The sequence below is a fragment of the Colwellia sp. Bg11-12 genome (assembly GCF_014076955.1).
GTDB lineage: Bacteria > Pseudomonadota > Gammaproteobacteria > Enterobacterales > Alteromonadaceae > Colwellia_A.
The window spans coordinates 12,303-32,563 of record NZ_JACGUZ010000051.1; the positions used below are offsets into that span (position 1 = coordinate 12,303).

The 20,261-nt window shown below is 37.3% G+C and carries 20 protein-coding genes; 11 read left to right on the forward strand and 9 right to left on the reverse strand.

Annotated features, from left to right (window positions below; all coding sequences use genetic code 11):
• Positions 1-23: 23 nt before the first annotated feature.
• The 3 genes from H4J39_RS02795 to H4J39_RS02805 all read right to left on the reverse strand — a co-directional run bounded on the left by H4J39_RS02795 (position 24) and on the right by H4J39_RS02805 (position 4,868).
• A complete protein-coding gene (locus H4J39_RS02795) occupies positions 24-980 on the reverse strand; it encodes a carbohydrate kinase (RefSeq protein ID WP_182225896.1) in 957 nt (318 codons plus the stop codon).
• 68 nt (positions 981-1,048) lie between these two features.
• Complete coding sequence (locus H4J39_RS02800) at positions 1,049-3,472, reverse strand: TonB-dependent receptor domain-containing protein (protein WP_182225897.1); 2,424 nt, start codon at positions 3,470-3,472, stop codon at positions 1,049-1,051.
• 166 nt (positions 3,473-3,638) lie between these two features.
• Positions 3,639-4,868 (reverse strand): sugar MFS transporter, encoded by a 1,230-nt coding sequence (locus tag H4J39_RS02805; protein ID WP_182225898.1) that lies wholly within the window; start codon positions 4,866-4,868, stop codon positions 3,639-3,641.
• 179 nt (positions 4,869-5,047) lie between these two features.
• Here H4J39_RS02805 and gtfA point away from each other — a divergent pair, with 179 nt between their 5' ends.
• The 3 genes from gtfA (at position 5,048) to H4J39_RS02820 (ending at position 8,445) form a co-directional block, all read left to right on the forward strand.
• Entirely contained in the window at positions 5,048-6,523 is a 1,476-nt protein-coding gene (gtfA, locus tag H4J39_RS02810) for a sucrose phosphorylase (RefSeq protein ID WP_182225899.1), read from the forward strand.
• A 98-nt stretch (positions 6,524-6,621) separates the two neighbouring features.
• Positions 6,622-7,653 (forward strand): LacI family DNA-binding transcriptional regulator, encoded by a 1,032-nt coding sequence (locus tag H4J39_RS02815; protein ID WP_182225900.1) that lies wholly within the window; start codon positions 6,622-6,624, stop codon positions 7,651-7,653.
• Between the two features lie 372 nt (positions 7,654-8,025).
• Positions 8,026-8,445, forward strand: a complete 420-nt coding sequence (locus H4J39_RS02820; protein WP_182225901.1) for a tetratricopeptide repeat protein — start codon at positions 8,026-8,028, stop codon at positions 8,443-8,445.
• Between the two features lie 379 nt (positions 8,446-8,824).
• On the opposite strand, the gene H4J39_RS02825 is transcribed toward H4J39_RS02820, so the two are convergent.
• Positions 8,825-9,802, reverse strand: a complete 978-nt coding sequence (locus H4J39_RS02825; protein ID WP_182225902.1) for an ABC transporter substrate-binding protein — start codon at positions 9,800-9,802, stop codon at positions 8,825-8,827.
• Between the two features lie 226 nt (positions 9,803-10,028).
• Here H4J39_RS02825 and H4J39_RS02830 point away from each other — a divergent pair, with 226 nt between their 5' ends.
• The 6 genes from H4J39_RS02830 to cobD all read left to right on the forward strand — a co-directional run bounded on the left by H4J39_RS02830 (position 10,029) and on the right by cobD (position 15,016).
• On the forward strand, positions 10,029-10,451 hold the full coding sequence (locus H4J39_RS02830; RefSeq protein ID WP_220462107.1) for a PaaI family thioesterase: 423 nt from the start codon (positions 10,029-10,031) through the stop codon (positions 10,449-10,451).
• 182 nt (positions 10,452-10,633) lie between these two features.
• Positions 10,634-11,221 carry a TetR/AcrR family transcriptional regulator gene (locus tag H4J39_RS02835; RefSeq protein WP_182225903.1) on the forward strand — a complete coding sequence of 196 codons (588 nt, stop codon included), beginning with the start codon at positions 10,634-10,636 and terminating at the stop codon, positions 11,219-11,221.
• 164 nt (positions 11,222-11,385) lie between these two features.
• Entirely contained in the window at positions 11,386-12,000 is a 615-nt protein-coding gene (locus H4J39_RS02840; protein WP_182225904.1) for a phospholipid-binding protein MlaC, read from the forward strand.
• A 288-nt stretch (positions 12,001-12,288) separates the two neighbouring features.
• A complete protein-coding gene (locus H4J39_RS02845; RefSeq protein ID WP_182225905.1) occupies positions 12,289-12,984 on the forward strand; it encodes a histidine phosphatase family protein in 696 nt (231 codons plus the stop codon).
• Positions 12,981-13,931: an adenosylcobinamide-phosphate synthase CbiB gene (gene cbiB / locus H4J39_RS02850; protein WP_182225906.1), complete on the forward strand. Its 951-nt coding sequence runs from the start codon at positions 12,981-12,983 to the stop codon at positions 13,929-13,931. The genes H4J39_RS02845 and cbiB overlap by 4 nt, the downstream gene beginning before the upstream one ends.
• Positions 13,932-13,942: 11 nt before the next feature.
• Positions 13,943-15,016: a threonine-phosphate decarboxylase CobD gene (cobD, locus tag H4J39_RS02855; protein ID WP_182225907.1), complete on the forward strand. Its 1,074-nt coding sequence runs from the start codon at positions 13,943-13,945 to the stop codon at positions 15,014-15,016.
• On the opposite strand, the gene H4J39_RS02860 is transcribed toward cobD, so the two are convergent.
• On the reverse strand, positions 14,990-15,517 hold the full coding sequence (locus tag H4J39_RS02860) for an NADPH-dependent FMN reductase (protein WP_182178285.1): 528 nt from the start codon (positions 15,515-15,517) through the stop codon (positions 14,990-14,992). The genes cobD and H4J39_RS02860 overlap by 27 nt on opposite strands.
• 116 nt (positions 15,518-15,633) lie before the next feature.
• Between H4J39_RS02860 and H4J39_RS02865 the strand changes: the two genes are divergently transcribed.
• Positions 15,634-16,566 carry a LysR family transcriptional regulator gene (locus H4J39_RS02865; RefSeq protein WP_182225908.1) on the forward strand — a complete coding sequence of 311 codons (933 nt, stop codon included), beginning with the start codon at positions 15,634-15,636 and terminating at the stop codon, positions 16,564-16,566.
• Positions 16,567-16,580: 14 nt separating this feature from the next.
• Here the strand turns inward: H4J39_RS02865 and H4J39_RS02870 are convergent, their stop codons facing one another.
• From H4J39_RS02870 to H4J39_RS02880, 3 genes are all read right to left on the reverse strand, one after another.
• Positions 16,581-17,231 (reverse strand): lysoplasmalogenase, encoded by a 651-nt coding sequence (locus H4J39_RS02870; RefSeq protein ID WP_182225909.1) that lies wholly within the window; start codon positions 17,229-17,231, stop codon positions 16,581-16,583.
• A gap of 180 nt (positions 17,232-17,411) precedes the next feature.
• Positions 17,412-18,668 carry a 3-oxoadipyl-CoA thiolase gene (gene pcaF, locus H4J39_RS02875; protein ID WP_182225910.1) on the reverse strand — a complete coding sequence of 419 codons (1,257 nt, stop codon included), beginning with the start codon at positions 18,666-18,668 and terminating at the stop codon, positions 17,412-17,414.
• A 60-nt stretch (positions 18,669-18,728) separates the two neighbouring features.
• Positions 18,729-18,878, reverse strand: a complete 150-nt coding sequence (locus tag H4J39_RS02880; RefSeq protein WP_182225911.1) for a hypothetical protein — start codon at positions 18,876-18,878, stop codon at positions 18,729-18,731.
• 296 nt (positions 18,879-19,174) lie between these two features.
• Between H4J39_RS02880 and H4J39_RS02885 the strand changes: the two genes are divergently transcribed.
• On the forward strand, positions 19,175-20,017 hold the full coding sequence (locus H4J39_RS02885) for a LysR family transcriptional regulator (protein WP_182225912.1): 843 nt from the start codon (positions 19,175-19,177) through the stop codon (positions 20,015-20,017).
• A gap of 14 nt (positions 20,018-20,031) precedes the next feature.
• Here the strand turns inward: H4J39_RS02885 and H4J39_RS02890 are convergent, their stop codons facing one another.
• On the reverse strand, positions 20,032-20,244 hold the full coding sequence (locus H4J39_RS02890) for a hypothetical protein (RefSeq protein WP_182224123.1): 213 nt from the start codon (positions 20,242-20,244) through the stop codon (positions 20,032-20,034).
• Positions 20,245-20,261: the final 17 nt, after the last annotated feature.

Genomic DNA, 20,261 nt, shown 5'->3' on the forward strand with positions numbered 1-20,261 from the left:
GTAAGAGTAAGTTATGTCGAGTATTAAATATCAGTTAAGTGTGGTAATGCCGTGAAGGCCCCTTTTTTCTGACAGGTAAAAGCACCACAATTAGCGCCAAATAGCACCGCAGCAGAAACGTGTTCACGTTGCTCAATAATTTCAAATAATGTATCTATACTTTCATCATCTTCCACAGATTTGGCGAGTGAAAATAGAAAACCTGAAATAAAGCTATCACCGGCGCCAGTAGTATCAACGGGAGATACTTTAGGTACTTTAAGTATTATTGAAAAACTAGCGCAAGTTACTTGAACAGGGTTTGGACCATCAGTGATGACAATAAGTTTAGCGCCAAGTAATAGTAAATATTGTACATAAATATCGACATCAACCTGCTTTATTTTTGCTAAGTATTCGGCTTCGTCTTTACTCAATTTGACTATATCGCTTTCTTCGATACAGGCTTCAACTCGGGATATCAATAGGGATAAATCTTGCCAAAGTTGTTGGCGTAAATTTACATCAAAGCTAATTAATACGTTATTTTTTTTCGCATTTTTTATCGCGTAAAGCGTGTTGCTATACATTGGCTGGCTAGTTAAGGTGTTTGAGCAAAAGTGAAAAAACCCCATATTTTTCCAGTTAATTTTATCAACTTGAGAGATACCATATTGCATGTCGGCAGTATTATGTCGATAGAAATTAAATGTTCTCTCACCACAAGAGTCTAAGCTAACTAATACTAATGCGGTATTTGCGCCTGCTATTCGTTTAACGAAATCGGTATTAACGCCCTCATTTTCTAGCGCTTGCATGAGCATGTTACCAAAACTGTCTTCACTAACACCTCCAGCAAAGTATCCTGGTCCACCTAACTTAGCATAGGCTACTGCGACATTGGCTGGCGCACCTCCAGCTAAGGGAATGTAACTTGGGTTATTGACTGACGTTGGCAGAAAATCGACCAACACTTCGCCATAACTGAGTAAAGAAAACATAGATTCACCTTGAAAAAAAAGCCCATATTAAATGGGCTAGTTAATACTTGTATTATTATAATTTAGGATTAAAAGTCGTATTTAAGCGAAAGAGTCGTTGAACGACCTTGTATTGATCTTGCACGGATAATAGTTTTGGCCGAAGCAGCTGTAGCATCTTCTGCTTCGGTAATGCCCACAGTTTCAAAAACGTTGTTAATATTTAAAGAAACACTAAACGCGTCAGAAAGACGGTATTGAGCAAAGGCATTAACTTGAACATAACCGTCTAAAATAAGTGCGTTAGGATCAGTTTGGTCAAAGTTATCTTGAGCAAATGAATCTGTAGTACCGATAACGTTAACACCCGCTGAACCTTCATTGAAGTTATAACGACCTGTTATAGAGTAAACAACATCGGCTTGTCTTCTTGGCGTATTACCAACAACGCTTGGGTTAACAACATCTTTAGTTATTTCAGAATCAGTCCACGTTAAGTTAGCACGTACATCAAAATTACCAACATAGTAAGTCGACTCTATTTCGATACCCTTTGATTCATATTCACGGTCAAAAAATCGTTGACTAGTTGCTTCAAAGTTTTGCTCTTGCGTTTGTGCAAAGAACGCTGTCGCAAAGACAGATAAATTATCTTGACGGAATTTAACACCCAATTCCAATTGTTCTACTTCATCATAAATATCTTCATCTTTTGCAACACCAGCAGCATCTATTTTACCAAAAGCCAAGCGGTCTGCGTTAGCGGTAGCCCCCTTGCTGATACGACCAAATGCAGCTAAATCGTCATTAATTTGAATATTAGCGCCTAAAGAGTAAGACACATAGCTCCAATCATAATTTACATTGTTAGCATCGGCGTTGTTTACATTTGAAATACTCGTTTCGATTTGATGAATACTGCCGTCACCGTTCATGTCAACTGACGATTGAGCAGCACCTGCGAAAGTCCCCGTTGCTGTTCCACTGTCAAATCGAACACTACCGTCTACATTGATGTTATCAAAACTTGTGCTAAACGCTGCGTATGGAGCAGAAACTTCATATTGTAGATCGTAATTACGCGTACAACAGTTACCCCATGCAGGAACACCGTACGCAATAACACCATTGTCAGAAAATTCAGTACCGTCAGCGGCAGTTACATCAACAAGCGCTGCATCTTGGCCTTTCACTTCATATAAGTAAGCATTCCATAACCACGACTGTTGAATGGTTTGAGACGAATTATATAAACCAAAGATAAAACTCGTATCATTCATCGTCTTTGTTAATTTAAAATCATTAACCATAAAATCAAGGTTAGTCATTTCAACATCAAACGAGTGAATACGCATGAGGTTATCAGCCGTATAAGCATTCCCTGCTTGTGGACCATTTGCGTAAGTTAATGTTGCACCAGCACCCGCTATACTGTCAGCTAAGCCTTGGCTTCCTTGAATACTTTCAGGAAATGGACCCGTAAAGCTACCTTTAGTGCGAGAAATTCTCATTCTGTTTTCAACAGACCAGTCATTACCTAAATCAAATGCAGCTTCAAAACCAAGCGAATCAACTTTAGGGCTCATGCCATTACGCATATCAGCAAGACGTCCATTTCCAGCACCATCCGTTGTAATCATAGAGGTGTGATATGGAGTATGAGGAGTTCCAGTTGAAGCATCAAACCCTTCAACTGAAGAACCATCAGCATAAACAGGCATAGGTAAATAAGCGGTAGTTGTATCATCCAAGTGTTTGAAATAAAGTCTAACGTAACCAGCATTGAACTCTTTAGTTATATTAGCTTTAATTTGGCCGCCTTTATTCCCCGTATAACCAGTATCACGTACACCTTCACCTTGACGGTAGAACCCACCAAAGTGGAAATAAGTAGAGTCGTTAATGTCGCCACCAAATTCAAAATCTGTGCGAGTAGAGTCGTAATCTAAACCGATTGTTGTAGCTACACTACCTCCTTCACTTTTACCATTTTTGCTGACAATGTTGATTATGCCGCCAGGAGCATTTGTAGCAAGTGTAGATGCAGAGCCACCACGAATAGCATCAATAGATGCCATTGTAGAATCTATGCGTAAGAAAATATCTGTATTACCAAAAGCGATATCACCAAATTGTAGAATAGGTAAACCATCTTCTTGAATTTGCATGAATTTAGCGCCACCTGCTGCTACAGGAAGACCACGAACCGCAAGGTTAGCGTTACCGTCGCCACCTGATGCTTCAGCACGAACACCGGGGATATTCCTAAATGCCTCTGCACTACTTCTTGGTGCTGCTACTTCTATTTGATCAGCAGAGATAGTACTTACTGAAACACTTGATGCCATCACTGTTGTGCCTTTACCCGTAGCACCTGTTACTACGATTCGCTCAAAGTCGATGCCTTTTTTATTTTCTACTTTCGTTTTGGTTGTTTCCGCTGCATTTAAGCTCGAGCATATAGCCATGGCTAATGTACTTAATATTAATTTTTTATACGTTGTATGTTTCATTTACTTCCCCAAGTTTCTTTATAGTATATTTTATAATGTAAAAACTTCCGTTCAAACGACAAACTTAATCGATTAAGATGATTATTGAGTAAAATGTAGTCATTTTGCAAGTTGTTTTTTATATTCAATTTTATTTTTTTATTAATCTACTGATAAATAATAAGATTTAGTTTTGATGATTATGCTGAATCGGATCAGCTATCAGGTTATAAATGGCCGCTAACGCTAGAATAGCTGAAAAGAATGTTGCTAAGTAAAACCCATAAGAGACGTGACCAAATAGATCACTGATAATGCCCATAAGAAGCGGAGATACTGCTGCAGAAACAGCGGTAAAAAACAGAATAACTCCAGCAACAGCACCATGTTTTGATGGATGGAAACAACTGATCCCTTTAGAATTAAGGGTCGGATATATCATGGACATAAATAAACCTGAAAGTGGCAATAGTACAACTGCAGCTTCAACGCCTATTATTGCTGTGCCTAAATAACACAGAAATACGGCTAACGAGAACCAACACATCACTGTTTGCCAGTTAAAATGTTTTAGCATCCATACTCCTAAAAATCGACCTCCCGCTCTTAAAGCAAAGAAGATAGTAAGTGAGTATGTAGCCAGCCAAACAAGAGAGCCGGTATAATCAGCCAAAAGTGTTGGCATCCAAACGTAGATGGCAACTTCTGTGGCAACATATAACGCTATTGCCAATGAAAATCCCATAGCATAAGGGTCTTTCATTACTTTAAGTGAGCTTTTTAAATTTATTTTCCCTTCCGTACTTGGTTTACTAACCGGGTATTTAGTTTTCATTGCGGCCAAGCATAGTAATGCGCATAACACACCAGCACTTATGTATAAGTACTTCCAAGATATACCAGTAACAAGTAAGTAACTTACAATCGCTGGACCTACCATAGCACCTATACCAAAAAATCCTTCTACCTTGTTCATCGTCGACGTATGCTCTTTATTTGACGAAGAGATATCACCAATAAGCGCTAACGCACCTGTTTTAAATAAACCAATAGCAATGCCAATTAAAGCGAGTAGTGATAAAAAATACAGGAAAGAACTACCGAAGGAAAATAAAAAGCATGCGAGAGAAAAAATTAATAATCCAATAAAAATTGTTGATTTCCTACCCCATTTATCAGCTAAGTACCCTAAAAACAAACCACTCAATGCAATAAAAATCATAGGAACATAATGAAATGCACTCGCTTGTGTTAAGTTTAATTGATAAGTTTCTATTAATTGCGGGATGATGACCCCAACGGCATCAGAGGTCATAGCAAAGACAAAAAACATCATATATGTCAAAAGTTTAATTCTATTTACCGACGCATCTTCAGATAGTGGTGGGCTTAGTGTTAAGTTACTCGTTTTGTTCATTATTCTTCCCCAGTTAATAAAACTTTTTATGTTAATGATAGCTAAAAAATTTATCGCTATTTAATTATTTTGTCTTAGCATCTTAAAGAAAAATTAAATTATTCTTGATTAATACTATATTGTATATAAAGATAGAACTTAATCGATTAAGATGCAACTTAAAATTAAATGGTAAACTTATGAAAAATAATGTTCAGCTAATCACCTATATTGATAGACTCACTGGGGCAGATACCCAGTCATTAACCAACTTGTTAAATGAGCAACTTTCAGATTTGTTTTCCGGTGTTCATTTGTTACCTTTTTATTATCCCATAGATGGTAGTGATGCTGGTTTCGACCCTATAGATCATACCCAAGTCGATAGCAGGCTTGGCGATTGGAATGATATAAAAGAGCTGGGTAAAAAGCATGAGTTGATGGCTGATCTTATCGTAAACCATATGTCTGCCCAATCAGAAGAGTTTAAAGATGTATTAAAAAACGGTAGAAAATCCCCCTTTTGGGAGCTATTTTTAACCAAAGAAAAAGTTTTCCCGAACGGTTTAAGCACTGCACAACAAGAAAAAATATATCGTCCTAGACCTGGTAGTTGTTTTACTCATTTTTCATTACCTAATAATGAAAGCGCAGATTTTTGGACTACCTTTACAGACAATCAAATCGATATAGATGTGGCATCTGAACTAGGCAAAGCCTATTTAGCACGTATTTTAACAACTTTTGCTGAAAATAATATTAAAATGATCCGTTTAGATGCCGCAGGTTATGCACTTAAAAAAGCGGGTACAAGTTGTTTCATGCTTGACGAAACCTTTGAATTTATTGATGAACTGAGTAGAATTGCCAATAAACTGGGTATTGAAACACTGGTAGAAATTCATTCTTATTATCAAACTCAAATAGAAATAGCTAAACGCGTTGACCGAGTTTATGATTTTGCATTACCTCCTCTGGTTTTACACAGTATTTTTAGTCAAAATTTTACCGCATTAGCAAAGTGGCTACACATATCACCCGGAAATTGTATTACGGTGTTGGATACTCATGATGGCATTGGTATTATTGATGTTGGTCCAATGAATGGTAAGGCTGGTTTATTGAATGATATTGAAATCGATAATCTGGTTGAAAAAATTCATCTCAATAGTGCGGGCGAAAGTAAAAAAGCAACCGGAGCTGCGGCAAGTAATGTAGATTTATATCAAGTAAATTGTACGTACTATGATGCACTTGGGCAAAATGACTTTGATTATTTGGTTGCTAGAGCAATTCAATTTTTCTCTCCGGGCATACCACAAGTTTATTATGCGGGTTTACTGGCTGAAACAAATGACATAGCATTGCTATCAGAAACTAATGTTGGTCGGGACATAAATCGTCCCTATCTTGATAGTAAACGCATTGAAAATGCAATTAAAAAACCATTTACCAAAGCTATAATTCGTCTCATTCAATTACGTAATAACACTGAAGCTTTTAATGGTGAATTTACCGTTAGTAGTAATATTTCAGTGTTAGAAATGAAGTGGCAAAAAAATGATGACAGTATAACGCTAACAGTTGATTTAATTGATAAACATGCACAAATTGAAATAACAGAAAAGAATAATACGCGTGTTATCAGCCTGAATTTACTGTTAAATACAGACTAAAATTTCGTTAATTAACAAAAAGCTTATATAGCACAACGCATATTAAGGCATGGCTATAAATTGCTGACATTTTTAGAGTAAATAAAATAAAGGTAAACATGACAGATAAAAAAGTTTGGACGCTTAAAAGTGTTGCAAAAGAGCTCGGTGTTTCAAATGCAACAGTCTCTAATGCATTTAACAGGCCTGATCAACTTTCTAAAAAGCGTAGAGATGATATTCTCGAGTCATGTGAAAAAATGGGTTATTCTGGACCTAACAAAGCGGCTCAATCTTTAAGAAATGGTCGCTTTAACATCGTTGCTTTGGTGCTGCCCGACAGTGTCGAATACATGATAACAGACCCGGTCGCGAGTAATTTTGTCAAGGGTGTATCATCGGTTTTAGAAAAAAGTAAAGTCAACTTATTATTATTTTCCGGCACATCTGAGAACATCAACGCGGTGTCTGATTTTGTTGACGGCTTTATTTGCTATGGTAGTCCACGTAATACTCAGTTGATTGATCAATTAAGAACGACAGCAAAAAAAGTTGTCACTGCAGATTTTGACATCGACCGTAAAGCATCTGTAGGTATTGACAATGAACAAGCCGCTTATGAAATAGCGAAGCTTGCAATAAAATCAAAAGATGATGCTATTGCTATTCTTGGCTTGAGATTACTCGATTCTAATGTAACTTGTCGTGTATACGACTTACCAAGTTCAGACTTTACATGTTCAATTGCTCATCAACGCTTAAGTGGTTATCAAAGAGCAATCAAAGAGTTAGATGTTAATCTCAGAGCTGATAGAGTGTGGAATATACCTGAAAGTAAGCATCATTCTGCCTTAATTGCTGCTAGAGAAGCGTTAACATCAACGCCTCGTCCAAATGTTTTACTTTGTATGAGTGACCTTATTGCTTTAGCTGCAATAAAGGAAATTAACGCTATGGGACTTAATATACCTGCAGATATAAGAGTGGTTGGTTTCGACGGTATCGATGAGGCTTTACGTTCTACCCCGCCATTAACAACTGTGCATCAAAATAGTGAAAAAAAGGGTATCAAAGCAGCAGAACTTTTTATAAATAGAGCAACTGATTCTGTATTAATTCCTTTCCATATAGAAAATGGAGGTAGTTGTTAAACTCAATGCACCTTTTATAACCGTAAATGACTATAGCTAATATTGTCGACTTATGAGGATCAAACTAACGTTCACGATCATTGAGAACAACAAAAACTTTAGCGTTACTTAAACAATATATTAAAGAAAAACCTTGGTATTAGTAAGTGTAAAATTACAATTAATAGCTGTTTGTTCATCATTCCATAAAAATTTTCAATTTTCGCTCCTAAACTAGTCTAAAGTCATAACTGGTGTTAAAATGCCGAATAGCAAGTTCAGCTTTGAACCGCGACAAATAAAGGCATTGACATCAAAAAGCACAATTCAACAACAAAAACTGTAAATCAAACGCTAACATATAAATTCCAGACAACTAAAGAGTACTAACCCATGAATACAAAAATATACAAACGCGTACTTATATTGGCTGGAGATTTAATGCATGCCGCTCAGCGAAAAGATCAAACTCGCTTCGATAATTTATATAGTGAATTAAAGCAAGTTTGTGATGATAATGAAAATACCGATAAAGACCATCCCGTGCAATGGGAAACTCTCGCTGACTTTACGGACGATTACACCTTAGCCATTTCTATTTACGAAAAAGCATTAGCTAAAGCTGAAGAGATTAATTCAAAGGACTTTCGTTCCTCTATCGGTTTTTCAGTAGCATCACTGCAAGTCGAATTAGGTGAAGAAGAAAATGCTATTGAACATTTAGAGAAAGCTAAAATCAGCTGTAATAAAATAGCAGATAAAGAACTAAAAGATGAAATTCATGCTTTATTAGAAACGTTAAAAAGTGCTTAAGAACGACAAGTGTTCTCTTTGAATGAGCTACTCAGTAAATAAGCATTACCGATATAGAAAAATAGTATCATCCATGTATATTCCTTAGCTGCATGGATGATCATAAAGACCTTATAGTACCGTTTATATTACTTACGCATCAGCCTTTAGCTAACGACATCACCAATAGTTGAACCTCGTTAACTCTCCTATTATAGTTTTTATGGTCTATCTCTTAAATAGCCTTAAATTAACAGACAAGACAGCCCTGCTATACATTAAAGTATTCCGTTACCATGTGCGCCAAAGTAACAATAATATAAATACAAAAACACCACGTAGTAAAGTAAAACCAATAGAATGCTTAGTTGAAATTTTATTATTTATCACTGTGTTTAACCTATTTCATTATTTTAATTTGGCACGATGGTGAAATCCAAGATTTCCATTTCTGCTCATTGTCTGCCAGCCATTTTTTTGCTGCTTGTTGGTAGCTCAATTTATTTATATCTACGTCATACGCTAAGTTAGCTAGCATTGTATTACTAAAGTTAATTTTAGTAAGCGTTTTAAAGGCGCATGGCCATTTCACTGGCATTTGATGCCAAGCTATTTTTTTTAACCAGCCTTTTTTAGCGTTACCACAGTCGTGTAAAAATCTCTTGTTTTCCCCCCACTCTGGTTTTGTTTCACAGTCAGGGTGATAATCTGGAAAGTCTACAAATTGACCTTTATACTTTGCCTCAACCCAATTAGGTGTCCAATTAAACAAAACTATCGCTTGTTTATTAAGTATGGCTTTATCGAGTTCTTGCCATAAGACATCGCTACTTTTAGCGGAAACCACTTTAAAATTAAGTTTTAATGCTCTGATTTTTGCCCCGTCGGGTTTTTCCCAAGGCCCTCCAAGGTAACGTCCTCTTGGTGACGTTTCTTTTGTTTCAAATAAATGAGCACAATCATTAAGTGCCCGCCAATCAGGTAAACCAGGGCAAAGGTCTAACACATAATCAGGGAACCACCATTCTTCACGCGTTATGGCATCATGAGTCCCAGCATCAATAATGCCACCTTCATGAATCATTCGATTATACATTTTCTCCATTGTGCCTTGCCAGACTTCCATTTGCACATGTCCTAAACCACGTTGAAGCGCGCCCCATTGATCACCCGTGCTTTTATCAGTGAACACAACAGAATACCCAATATTTTTAAATATCTCAGCGGTTATATGAGATAAAACTAACTGGCTTGTCCAATCGTTTAAAACGATAATGATGGGTTCATCGTTCGTTATTTCTTTTGCTTGTGATGAATTTAAAATAAGTAAGTTGAATACCAAAAATAACAACAGAGTTGGCTTTATCTTGCTATGCATACAAGTCCTAAAATTATATTTGATGTCCCTATTTTCATTAATTATAGACACAAATGCCAAAGTACCTAAAAAATAAAGTATTGAATGATGAAGTACAGAGTAATTCACCTTCTATCGTTTCTAATCGATTAAATTATGTAATACTTAATCTCAACTAGATTAAGTATTATTGCACTGTCATTACAGAGAAAACCCAATAATACCTTTGCTTTTTTGGAGAACTATTTTGGCAACGAAGAACGAAATTGAAAATTTCATGAGAAGTGAATTCCCACAGGCTAAGTGTATTGTCGAAGCCGTTGGAAAACAAACAGCAATAGTAAGACATACAATAGGGTTTGATGAATTAAGACCTGGTGGAACAGTATCTGGCCCCGTTTTAATGACCGTTGCTGACTGTGCTTTATATGTCGCAATTCTAGGTGAAATAGGCATAGTTTCATTGGCAGTAACAACAAGTCTGACGATAAATTTTATGAGGAAGCCTTCATCAACTAAAGACATTATTGGTAAGTGCACTTTGCTAAAAATAGGGAAGTCACTCGTTGTTGGTGAAGTTTCTTTATATTCTGAAGGCGATGACAAAGCTGTTGCCCATGTCGTTGGAACATATTCAATACCTCCCCCAAAATTAAGCGATCACAGTTAAATAAGAAATACCCTCAGCGTTCATCTTAACGGCCTGAGTAAGAACGCTTCAACTTCATTCAAAGCGATGTCATATTGCCTGGGAATAATCAGTAATAACCTCCCCCTAAAAAGCTTAGTTTACAACCTACCCATCGGTCGGTTAGAATATGTAACACCTAATAATTAATTAAAAGCATTAATATGAGAGACGCCGAACTAACTCGTCAGAAAATACTTGAGATAAGTGCAGATGAAATTCATAAGAAAGGTTTCATCGCAACCAGCTTGTCTTGTATTTTAGTACGCTGTGAGGTTTCAAAAGGTGCTTTATACCATCATTTTAAAAATAAAATGGAGTTGGGTTACGCTGTTTTTGAAGAAATTTATACCCCAATGTTTTTAGAGTTATGGCAACCATCCGTAGAAGTAGATGACCCTATTGAAGGGTTATGCGACTTTTTTACCGCGATGTATAAAGAGTCAAGCTGCGACGAAATCGTTTGTGGGTGCCCTTTAAATAACCTTTGCCAAGAAATGTCTGCTGTAGATGAAGGGTTTCGTTTACGTATTTTAAATATGCAGCAACAGCTTAATCAGCTTATTGCGATTAACTTACAGCGTGTCGCTAGCCAGCTTCGTGACGATATTGATTTTAGCCAAGTCGCTTATTTCATTGTTTCAACTTTTCATGGTTCTTCTAGCTTAAGTAAAAGTTCCAAAAATAAAGATCTCTTTGAGAAAGTGATAAAAGAACTCTGCAGCTATATCAAAAACCTTCGCAAACACTAAGTTACTTATTTCATTTTTTTATGACTACTTTCTATAGATATAGCAAATAGTAATAAAAAATATCAATTGATTATTTACATACCGCATGGTCGGTATGTATAATACCAACATAAATAAAGAATGACCTCAGCAATTACTAAACACTCTCTTAAACGGACAGAAAAATGAAACACATATTTGTATTTATCACTATATTATTTACTACTTCGCTAATGAGCTTTTCTAGCAATGCATACAGTATTGAAAACTCCCCATACACCGTCATTGCTGAAACAGGACAACGATTATTTTCACGTATTGAGAAAGATCAAGAGTCGCTTAAAAAATTCCCTGAACTCATGCGTAATATTGTTGAAGAAGAATTAATGCCATCAATAGACTACAAATACGCAGCCTTTAAAGTTTTAGGAAAAAATTTAAGAAAGATGACAAGTGATCAGCGTGAAAAATTTGTCGTTTCTATGCGCAGTTATTTAGTAAGAACTTATGCTATAGCGTTGAAACAATATAAAGATCAGGAAGTTTCTTTCGAGTCACATAAACCAACAAATGGTGCGAGAATTGTCGGCGTTAATTCAATTATTAGCGATACTAATGCGCCTGAAATTAACATTACTTTCCAAATGCGCCAAGATAGGAACACCAGCCAATGGAAAGCATATGACATGATCATCGAAGGTATTTCGCTGCTAAGTAGTAAGGAAGCTGAAATTAGTCAACGAATCCAGAAGAGCGGAATAGACCAAGTTACTTTAGAGCTTGCTTCTTTTAATCATTAACTAAAGTCTCTTATTCTGTCATCAAGCGATACTAAAACATTCAATATTATTATCGATGTATATACCCATTCAACTTGAAGATAATAGTTATTCTATTGTCGAAATCAATAACGTGGTATAAAGCGTTTGTAAACCAGCCCCTTGGGGGGAACTGAACAAAACATACTCGTCGTTACATTTTGTTAAGGGAATAACCCTTAACAAAAAAGTGAGTCTTGATTATGATTCGCTCAATTTCCCTTAAACGAGGATCATCGAGTGGAACGGGTATAAGTAATTTTAGTATAAATGACGGTCATAAATTTTTTTCTTACGCGCCACGGCGAAACACAGTGGAATAAAGTAGGTAAGTTTCAAGGACAATTTGATAGCCCATTAACAGAAAAAGGCTATCGGCAAGCGCGTGCTATAGCTGCACAACTCAATACTCATAATGTAGGACATATTGTCAGCTCTACATTGCCAAGAGCAGAGAAAACCGCTGAAATTTGTCAAGCCATACTGAACACATCACTTACGCGAACATCCGCATTAATAGAGCGTAACTTTGGTGATTGGCAAGGCAAGCATATTAGCGAAGTAAAACCAGACAAAAATTTCCAAGCTATCTTTCATCAAGTAAACACTGTTGCGCCCCCTAATGGTGAATCAGGTATCGACTGCGCGGTACGATTTCAGCAAGCTTTAATTGATATTTCAAATACGGTTCAAGCTGACAATGATTTTCAAAAAATTGGAATAAAAAACCTAGCTAGCACAGCTATTGATAATATTTTAATCGTTAGCCATGGTGATATATTACGTTGTTTTTTATCCTTAATGGTTGATAATTTTTCTGATGAACACGCGATAAACACACATAAAAAAGCGTTTGATAATGGTTGTATTTTTCAGATAACTTACCAGAGTAAAAAGCAAGTTTTTACACTTGTTTCTACACTCGATATTACTCAACTCCCCGCCGTAGCGATATCCACTACATGATGACTTCACTCATCATGATAACCGCTTACTTGCTTGATTATTGGCTCGGTGAAGTTAAGCGCTTTCATCCATTAGTTGGCTTTGGCTGGTTAACCTCAACAATAGAAAAAAAGGTTAATTCTTATCAAAACAATGATAAAAAAGTAAAACAATGGTTACCTCGAATACTGGGCATATTCTCTTGGTTAATACTCTGTTTACCCTTACCTGTTATTTATTATTATTTTCATCAGAGCAATGTGTGGTTCTGGTGTTTAGATACCATAGTACTTTATTTTGCTATCGGTTTAAAAAGCCTAAAATTGCATGCTTTACAAATACGTAAACCTCTAGAGAAAGATGACTTAGCAACTGCTCGACATTTCTGTGGTTATTTAGTTAGTCGTAATACTGACCATTTATCAGCGCAAGAGATTTCACGTGCCACTGTAGAATCTGTACTTGAAAATGGTCATGACGCCGCAGTCGCCAGCTTCTTTTGGTTTATAGTCGGCGGTATTCCACTTGTTATATTGCACCGACTTGCCAATACATTGGATGCAATGTGGGGCTATAAAAATCCACAATTCATTAATTTTGGATGGTGTGCTGCACGTATGGACGATTTACTTGGCTGGCCTAGTGCCAAGATTACCGCCCTGCTTTATGCTTGCCAAACGAAGCTCTCTTTCTCAAAAACGATTAATGCCCTAAAAAATGGTTATCAGCAAAGTCAGCATTACAAAAGCTTGAATGGTGGCTGGGTAATGGCGACAGGTGCCAGTGTACTTAATTTCACCCTGGGCGGTTCGGCGATATATCATGGTAAAGCTGTGACTTCTGTTAAATTAGGTTGCGGTAAGCTTGTCACCCAAAGTGATATTATTCGTAGCATAAACCTTGTGAACAACTCGGTGGTTATTTTTATCTTTACTTGTTTTTTCTATGAATTTTTTCATTATTTATAGAAGGGGAACTTATGATGAGTCAGCATGATAATAAAAACACGACAGCACTCGTTCACGGTGGGCAGCTCAACAAAATGGTTGAGCGCTACAAAATCCCTTTAGAACAGTGGCTAGACTTATCAACGGGCATCAGCCCGAACAGTTACCCTATTCCTGCTATTCCTCAATATATTTGGCAGCAATTACCGCAAAAAAGTGAAGGGTTACTCGCTGCAGCTAAGCATTATTATGGTACGCAAAGTATAAGTGTAACCAGTGGTAGCCAGGCAGTTATTGCACGTTTACCCGCGCTATATCTCAATCATATAAAAAAGCCATCAAGCCATATAGAGGTGTGGTTACCTGAAGTTGGTTATAAAGAGCACGAAAGAGCTTGGCATGATGCAGGTTTTACTGTTAAACATTATCAGCATTTACCAACGTATGAAGACCTAACATTAAACGCGATTGTTGTGGTAATTAACCCTAATAATCCAACAGGTGAATTACAGCAACAGCAAAAATTAACAGCACTATTAACAACCCTTGAATCACTCTCGGGTTGGTTAATTATTGACGAGGCTTTTATGGATGTTATTGCACCGAGTCAATCGCTTATTCACTTAACGCTAAATAAACATCTTTTTGTATTGCGTTCAGTCGGTAAATTTTTTGGCTTAGCGGGTATTAGAATAGGTTTTTTAAGTGCTCATCCATTTTGGATAAATAAACTTAACCAGTTATCTTCACCATGGGAAGTTAATGGCCCAGCCCAATTTATTGCTGAGCAGGCGTTAAACGATCATGCTTGGCAATTGGCACAGCGACAAAAATTAACCGACTTATCAATAAAACTCGAACAACTATTAACAAAAACGTTTTTACATCACCCTACTAAAAGCGATGGCCCAAGCATAACGATTAAGGGGTGTGGTTTATTTAAAACAATCGTTTATCCTCAAGCAACAGAACTTTATCAAAAACTCTGTCACCAAGGGCTCTACGTGCGTTTGTGCGACGAAAATAATGCTTTACGTTTTGGTATACCTGATCAAGCACAATACCAAAGATTAGAAAGGTTACTGGCTGAGCATTGCCATAGCTAAAGCGAGCTTTTCAGCTAACTCGGCATTAGTTAACTGTCCTTTTTCGACATCAAAATTATCATAAAAGCTTGGAATTGATAAATGAGCTTTTACCTCGCCATCAAAAAAAGGTGCCGAGCCTACAGCTGCGGCAAGTACGGTTGCTGCTCCACCTGGGCCTGGTGATGTTGCCAGTAAAACAAGCGGCTTATGCTGATACACTTTTTGTAAAGCACGAGAACTCCAATCAAATAAGTTTTTATAAGCAGCCGTATAAGAGCCATTGTGCTCAGCAAAACCAATAACCAAAGCGTCTGCACCGGCTATTTTATCGAGAAAGTCTTGTGCTAATTGTGGTTTACCCAGCTCTGCTTCTCTATCAGCACTATATAAGGGCATTTCATAATCGTTAATATCAAGTACTTCAACTTGAGCGTTTTCAACAAGGCTAGCGGCATAGCTCACTAACTGTTTATTAATTGATTGACGACTACTACTGGCGGCAAAAGCGATAATTTTCATATAAACTCCAAAGTTATAACGATAAGTATGAGGTAACAATAGGTATTGCAATGAAAATAGTGTAATTTATTTCCTATATAAGATTAATAACCTAATTACAGATACATTATTTCCATATGAAAGCTAATACACTATTTTCTTCTTCACAAAGTAAAAGTAACTTACTTGATGGTATCGCTGTTTTTGTACAAGTGGTGCAAAGTAAAAGTTTTGTCAATGCTGCTGAAAAAATGAAGCACTCTACCTCTTATATCAGCAAAGAAGTCAGTAAGCTAGAAACTCGTTTAGGGGTCCGCTTATTGCATCGAACGACCCGAACCTTACACTTAACATCCGAAGGCGAAGTCTATTATCAACAATGCCAACAGATCATTGAAGATGCTTTACACGTTGAAAATAGCCTTTTGGGACGCCAGCAAATACCACAAGGTCGTTTAAAGTTAAGCTGTCCTATTGGTATAGGTGTTTCTCGTATTAGGCCGATCCTCGCTGAATTTATGGCTAAGTATCCGAAAATCACTTTAGACATCGAATTAAACGATCATAAAGTAGATTTAATTTCCGATGGCTTTGATATTGTCATCAGAGCAGCGGCTCAGCTTGAAGACTCAAGCCTAATTAGCCGACGTTTTATGAACTCGACCAGTTTAACGCTCGCGTCTCCCCAATACTTACAAGAGTATGGTATACCTAAACATCCCGATGAATTGATTGATCATCAGATGATCAGTTACCGTAATCTAAAAACCCCTGAAACTTGGTATTACACCGCTAAAAATGGGCAAAAAACTCAAACACATGTTATCAGTCGAGTATCATGCAATAACTCAGAAATGATGGTTTCGTTATGTTTAGCAGGACAAGGTATTATACGTATGCCGTTATTTAATTTGCGGGATGAAGTGACTACGGGGAAATTAGTGCCACTGTTTGAAGATTTTATACCAATAAGTATTGGTGTTTACCTGGTTTATCCTAGCCGAAAAAACATGCCGGCGAAGGTAAAGTGCTTTATCGACTTTATTGTCGATAAGCTAGGTGATAGTTAGATGAAGGTTGACCACTACGCCAGCTTATTGTCTTGGGTAAACATACCTTTCACTAATGCCAGTTGAGCGAAATAATAGCTACTCATGATCCAAACACTGTCATAAGGTATTTGATGATAAAACTGATTAAGCCCTATTAATGAGTCTGAAAGAATAAAGCTGAGCCCGCCAATAATTAACCAAGCATTCGCTTTTTGTGAAAGTAAGGTAGTTATCCCCATTAACAGTAATATTGTCATATAAACCAATACAGGTATAAATAACTCGCCTAAGCCGGCATATATTAACGAAAATATGCCAACGCCATAGCCAAAATAGAGCGTAATAATCGGTAAACGTTTGCTCACGATTTTTTTGGGTACGAGTGGTTTTAGACTAAAAATGTAAAATAGATGAGCGACTAAGAAAGCCCCTAAACCGAATACAAACCAATTAACCCTGTCATAATCTAAAAAGAAATCGCCAAAAGCTGAGAAAACTAAGCCGAACATAAATAACTTATGCGCGCGTTCTTTAGTTTCAAAGCTTCTTTGCCAAGAAAAATGCAGTAAAACGAATATTGGTAAAATTTTTATTGCCCAGCTCAGCGGATAGGGCTTAAAAAAAAGACTGACCATAAAGCCACAAACACAGAGTAAAAATAAAAGTAAATGGGATCGGGTCATTGCTGTCATCTCTTTGCTGTAAGCCTTAGCACAAGATACTAATCTACTGAATAACAAGTTAAAAGTCACCCTATAGGTTTACAATATACAGAGTCAATTGAGTATTCGCTATTTACCATTAAGCATAAGAAAGGGAGTAACACATCACTCACTCTCTTACTTATCCGGTTTTAAAATGCCTTAAACTCTTTCAATAATTAAAGCTATTCCCTGCCCAACACCAATGCACATAGTACACAACGCATAACGCTTGTTGGTACGTTGCAATTGGCGAGCTGCTGACGTTATTAAGCGCGCACCACTCATTCCCAAAGGATGTCCTAATGCGATAGCGCCACCTTGCGGGTTAATACGAGGATCGTCATCTTGCAAACCTAACTCGCGAATACAAGCTAAAGCTTGTGCAGCAAAAGCTTCGTTCAGTTCAATAATGTCGATATCTTCAAGTGATAAATTCAAACGTTTTAGCAATTTTTTTGTTGCTGGAACCGGACCAATCCCCATAATACGTGGTGGTACACCAGCAACTGCCATACCTAGTACCTTAGCAATAGGTGCTAAGTTGTTTTTTTGCACCGATTGACTTGACGCCAATAATATTGCCGCAGCGCCATCATTAATTCCCGATGCATTACCGGCGGTAAGAGTACCTTTGGCATGAACAAAAGGCTTGAGTGCCGTCATTTTATCTAAACTTGTTAGACGAATATGCTCATCTTGAGAGAAAATAATAGGGTCGTTTTTACCTTGTGAAATACTAACGGGTAGTATTTCTTCTGCAAAAAATCCTGCTTGTTGGGCTTTAGCTGCTTTTTGCTGGCTAGCAAAAGCAAACTTGTCTTGGTCTGCCCGGCTAATGTTAAACTCTTGTGCAAGATTTTCTGCTGTTTGTGGCATGCTTTCAGTGCCGTACGCACTATCGAGTGCTTTGTTAATAAAACGCCAGCCTGTCGTTGTATCGAAAATTTCTTGAGTACGCGAAAAATTACTTTCTGCTTTGCCCATCACAAAAGGTGCGCGAGTCATGCTTTCAACACCGCCAGCAATAATCATTTCAGCTTCACCTGACTTAATCGCCTGCATAGCAATACCGACAGCATTTAAGCCAGAGCCACATAAACGGTTCAAGGTTGTTGCGGGGACTTGGTAAGGTAAGCCCGCTAATAACGTGGCTACACGAGCAATATTACGGTTATCTTCTCCTGCTTGGTTAGCACAACCTAAAATAACATCGTCTACTTGGCTAAAATCGAGTGTTGGGTTTCGTGCCATTAGTGCTGCTAAGGGTAATGCGGCTAGGTCATCAGCACGAATGGTCGCTAGCGAGCCAGCATAACGGCCAATAGGTGTTCTAATAGCATCACAAATGAAAACTTCATTTTGTTCAAGACTTCTATTTTGTCCGGTACTTTCAGTTTTAGTTGAAAAAGCACTCATGCATATATTCTCTTTTGAGTTTGTTTGAACTTAGCGTTAACTTCGTTTTAGTCAGGGATATTACTCAATAACTGTTTCAAAGCCTGAGTTAAATGCGTTACTAAAATCATAATTTTTTTCTGTTATCACCGATGATAACATTACCGAACAAATATTGATCATCATCAGCCCTTGTTCAAATAAATGTCTCAGTAATACCTTCTGTTCCATTTTCGTTAGCATACACTTGGCGATAATTTTTCGGTGCATGTTATGAGACTAAAACACAGTTTTTGGCTCATAACAAAGCTCTATACCTATATTCATCTAGAAAAATTCAGCATGACGATTTCAAGTGCTTGTTCATTATTTAAAGAACAACCAACCTTACGGGTGCCTATAAACTTGAAAAATATCATTTTTTATCAAAGGTATAGATAAAAACTATAATTAATTCTGCTAATCATTAATAAAGGTTATAGTAATGGGAACAAACTTCATTTTATCAACAACGATTGGAAATAACGATGGAACTTCGATCACTAAAGTATTTTCAATCTGTCTATGAGCAAGGCAGTATTAGTGGCGCTGCTCGCGTTTGCTTTGTTTCTCAGCCTTCAATCACCACGGCGATTCAGCAGCTAGAATCAGATTTAAATATCACTTTGTTTTTTCGTCATGCACGCGGTGTATTGCCCACAGATGCGGCAGATAAACTCTACCCTAAAGCAAAAGAAATGGCTGACAATGCAAAGTCTATCAGTCATCTTTTTTCTGAAAACCCAAAACCCGTATTACTCAGGCTAGGTATTATGCGCTCATTGGGGGCGCAACGAATGAGTCATTTATTGAAGAAAATAACAGAAAAAATTGATCATTTAGAATTAACGTTAGTTGACCCTCAAGAACCTTGCGATGCGCGCGTTGTGTCTGCTAACTCTGTTGCCTATAACGAAAGCTTTATTCCTATTTGGCAAGACAACTATCAAATAGCGGTGCCAAAAAGCTGGCCTATTGCTCAACAGTCATCTATTAACATTATTCAATTGCAAGATATGCCTTTTATCAATAGAGCACCTTGTGACGCCCTCGACACCTTAAAAGTGGTCATGGCTGATGCTTCTATTAGGTTTCAACCCCGCGCTAATATTAAAACCATCGAATATGCTTGGCAATTAGTCTGCGCAGGGATTGGCGCGGCTTTACTGCCTGATTGGCAAGAAATTCTAGAGGCTGAAGCGTTAGCATTAATGCCAGTCGAAGATAATAGGTTAATAAAAGACATTGGATTGGCATTTAACCGTAATAAAGAGAATTCATTAATTATTAGCGCGGTAAAAGAAGTTTGTCGCTCAGTCCGTGTCAGTTAAATCACTGTTGATGTTTACGTAAAATCTAAACAAATATCGGTACAGCCTTTACCGCAATAAACACCGGGGGTGCTTTTGTCTTCTGGTACAACTAAGCGCAGAATAGTGCCACAAGTTTCACATTTTATTTGACGACCAGCCATTACTTTTTTAATCAAGGCTTTTTGATCATTAAATGACTTGGCACTGGTTTTTTTTAACTGGTCAAATTGGCTTATATCAAGCATAAAACTCTCTTAATGAT

Excerpts from the sequence above, each read along its gene's own strand:
- H4J39_RS02795 (WP_182225896.1), bottom strand. The coding sequence starts at position 980 with ATGTTTTCTTTACTCAGTTATGGCGAAGTGTTGGTCGATTTTCTGCCA.
- H4J39_RS02800 (WP_182225897.1), bottom strand. The coding sequence starts at position 3,472 with ATGAAACATACAACGTATAAAAAATTAATATTAAGTACATTAGCCATG.
- H4J39_RS02805 (WP_182225898.1), bottom strand. The coding sequence starts at position 4,868 with ATGAACAAAACGAGTAACTTAACACTAAGCCCACCACTATCTGAAGAT.
- gtfA (WP_182225899.1), top strand. The coding sequence starts at position 5,048 with ATGAAAAATAATGTTCAGCTAATCACCTATATTGATAGACTCACTGGG.
- H4J39_RS02815 (WP_182225900.1), top strand. The coding sequence starts at position 6,622 with ATGACAGATAAAAAAGTTTGGACGCTTAAAAGTGTTGCAAAAGAGCTC.
- H4J39_RS02820 (WP_182225901.1), top strand. The coding sequence starts at position 8,026 with ATGAATACAAAAATATACAAACGCGTACTTATATTGGCTGGAGATTTA.
- H4J39_RS02825 (WP_182225902.1), bottom strand. The coding sequence starts at position 9,802 with ATGCATAGCAAGATAAAGCCAACTCTGTTGTTATTTTTGGTATTCAAC.
- H4J39_RS02835 (WP_182225903.1), top strand. The coding sequence starts at position 10,634 with ATGAGAGACGCCGAACTAACTCGTCAGAAAATACTTGAGATAAGTGCA.
- H4J39_RS02840 (WP_182225904.1), top strand. The coding sequence starts at position 11,386 with ATGAAACACATATTTGTATTTATCACTATATTATTTACTACTTCGCTA.
- H4J39_RS02845 (WP_182225905.1), top strand. The coding sequence starts at position 12,289 with ATGACGGTCATAAATTTTTTTCTTACGCGCCACGGCGAAACACAGTGG.
- cbiB (WP_182225906.1), top strand. The coding sequence starts at position 12,981 with ATGATGACTTCACTCATCATGATAACCGCTTACTTGCTTGATTATTGG.
- cobD (WP_182225907.1), top strand. The coding sequence starts at position 13,943 with ATGATGAGTCAGCATGATAATAAAAACACGACAGCACTCGTTCACGGT.
- H4J39_RS02860 (WP_182178285.1), bottom strand. The coding sequence starts at position 15,517 with ATGAAAATTATCGCTTTTGCCGCCAGTAGTAGTCGTCAATCAATTAAT.
- H4J39_RS02865 (WP_182225908.1), top strand. The coding sequence starts at position 15,634 with ATGAAAGCTAATACACTATTTTCTTCTTCACAAAGTAAAAGTAACTTA.
- H4J39_RS02870 (WP_182225909.1), bottom strand. The coding sequence starts at position 17,231 with ATGACCCGATCCCATTTACTTTTATTTTTACTCTGTGTTTGTGGCTTT.
- pcaF (WP_182225910.1), bottom strand. The coding sequence starts at position 18,668 with ATGAGTGCTTTTTCAACTAAAACTGAAAGTACCGGACAAAATAGAAGT.
- H4J39_RS02880 (WP_182225911.1), bottom strand. The coding sequence starts at position 18,878 with ATGGAACAGAAGGTATTACTGAGACATTTATTTGAACAAGGGCTGATG.
- H4J39_RS02885 (WP_182225912.1), top strand. The coding sequence starts at position 19,175 with ATGGAACTTCGATCACTAAAGTATTTTCAATCTGTCTATGAGCAAGGC.
- H4J39_RS02890 (WP_182224123.1), bottom strand. The coding sequence starts at position 20,244 with ATGCTTGATATAAGCCAATTTGACCAGTTAAAAAAAACCAGTGCCAAG.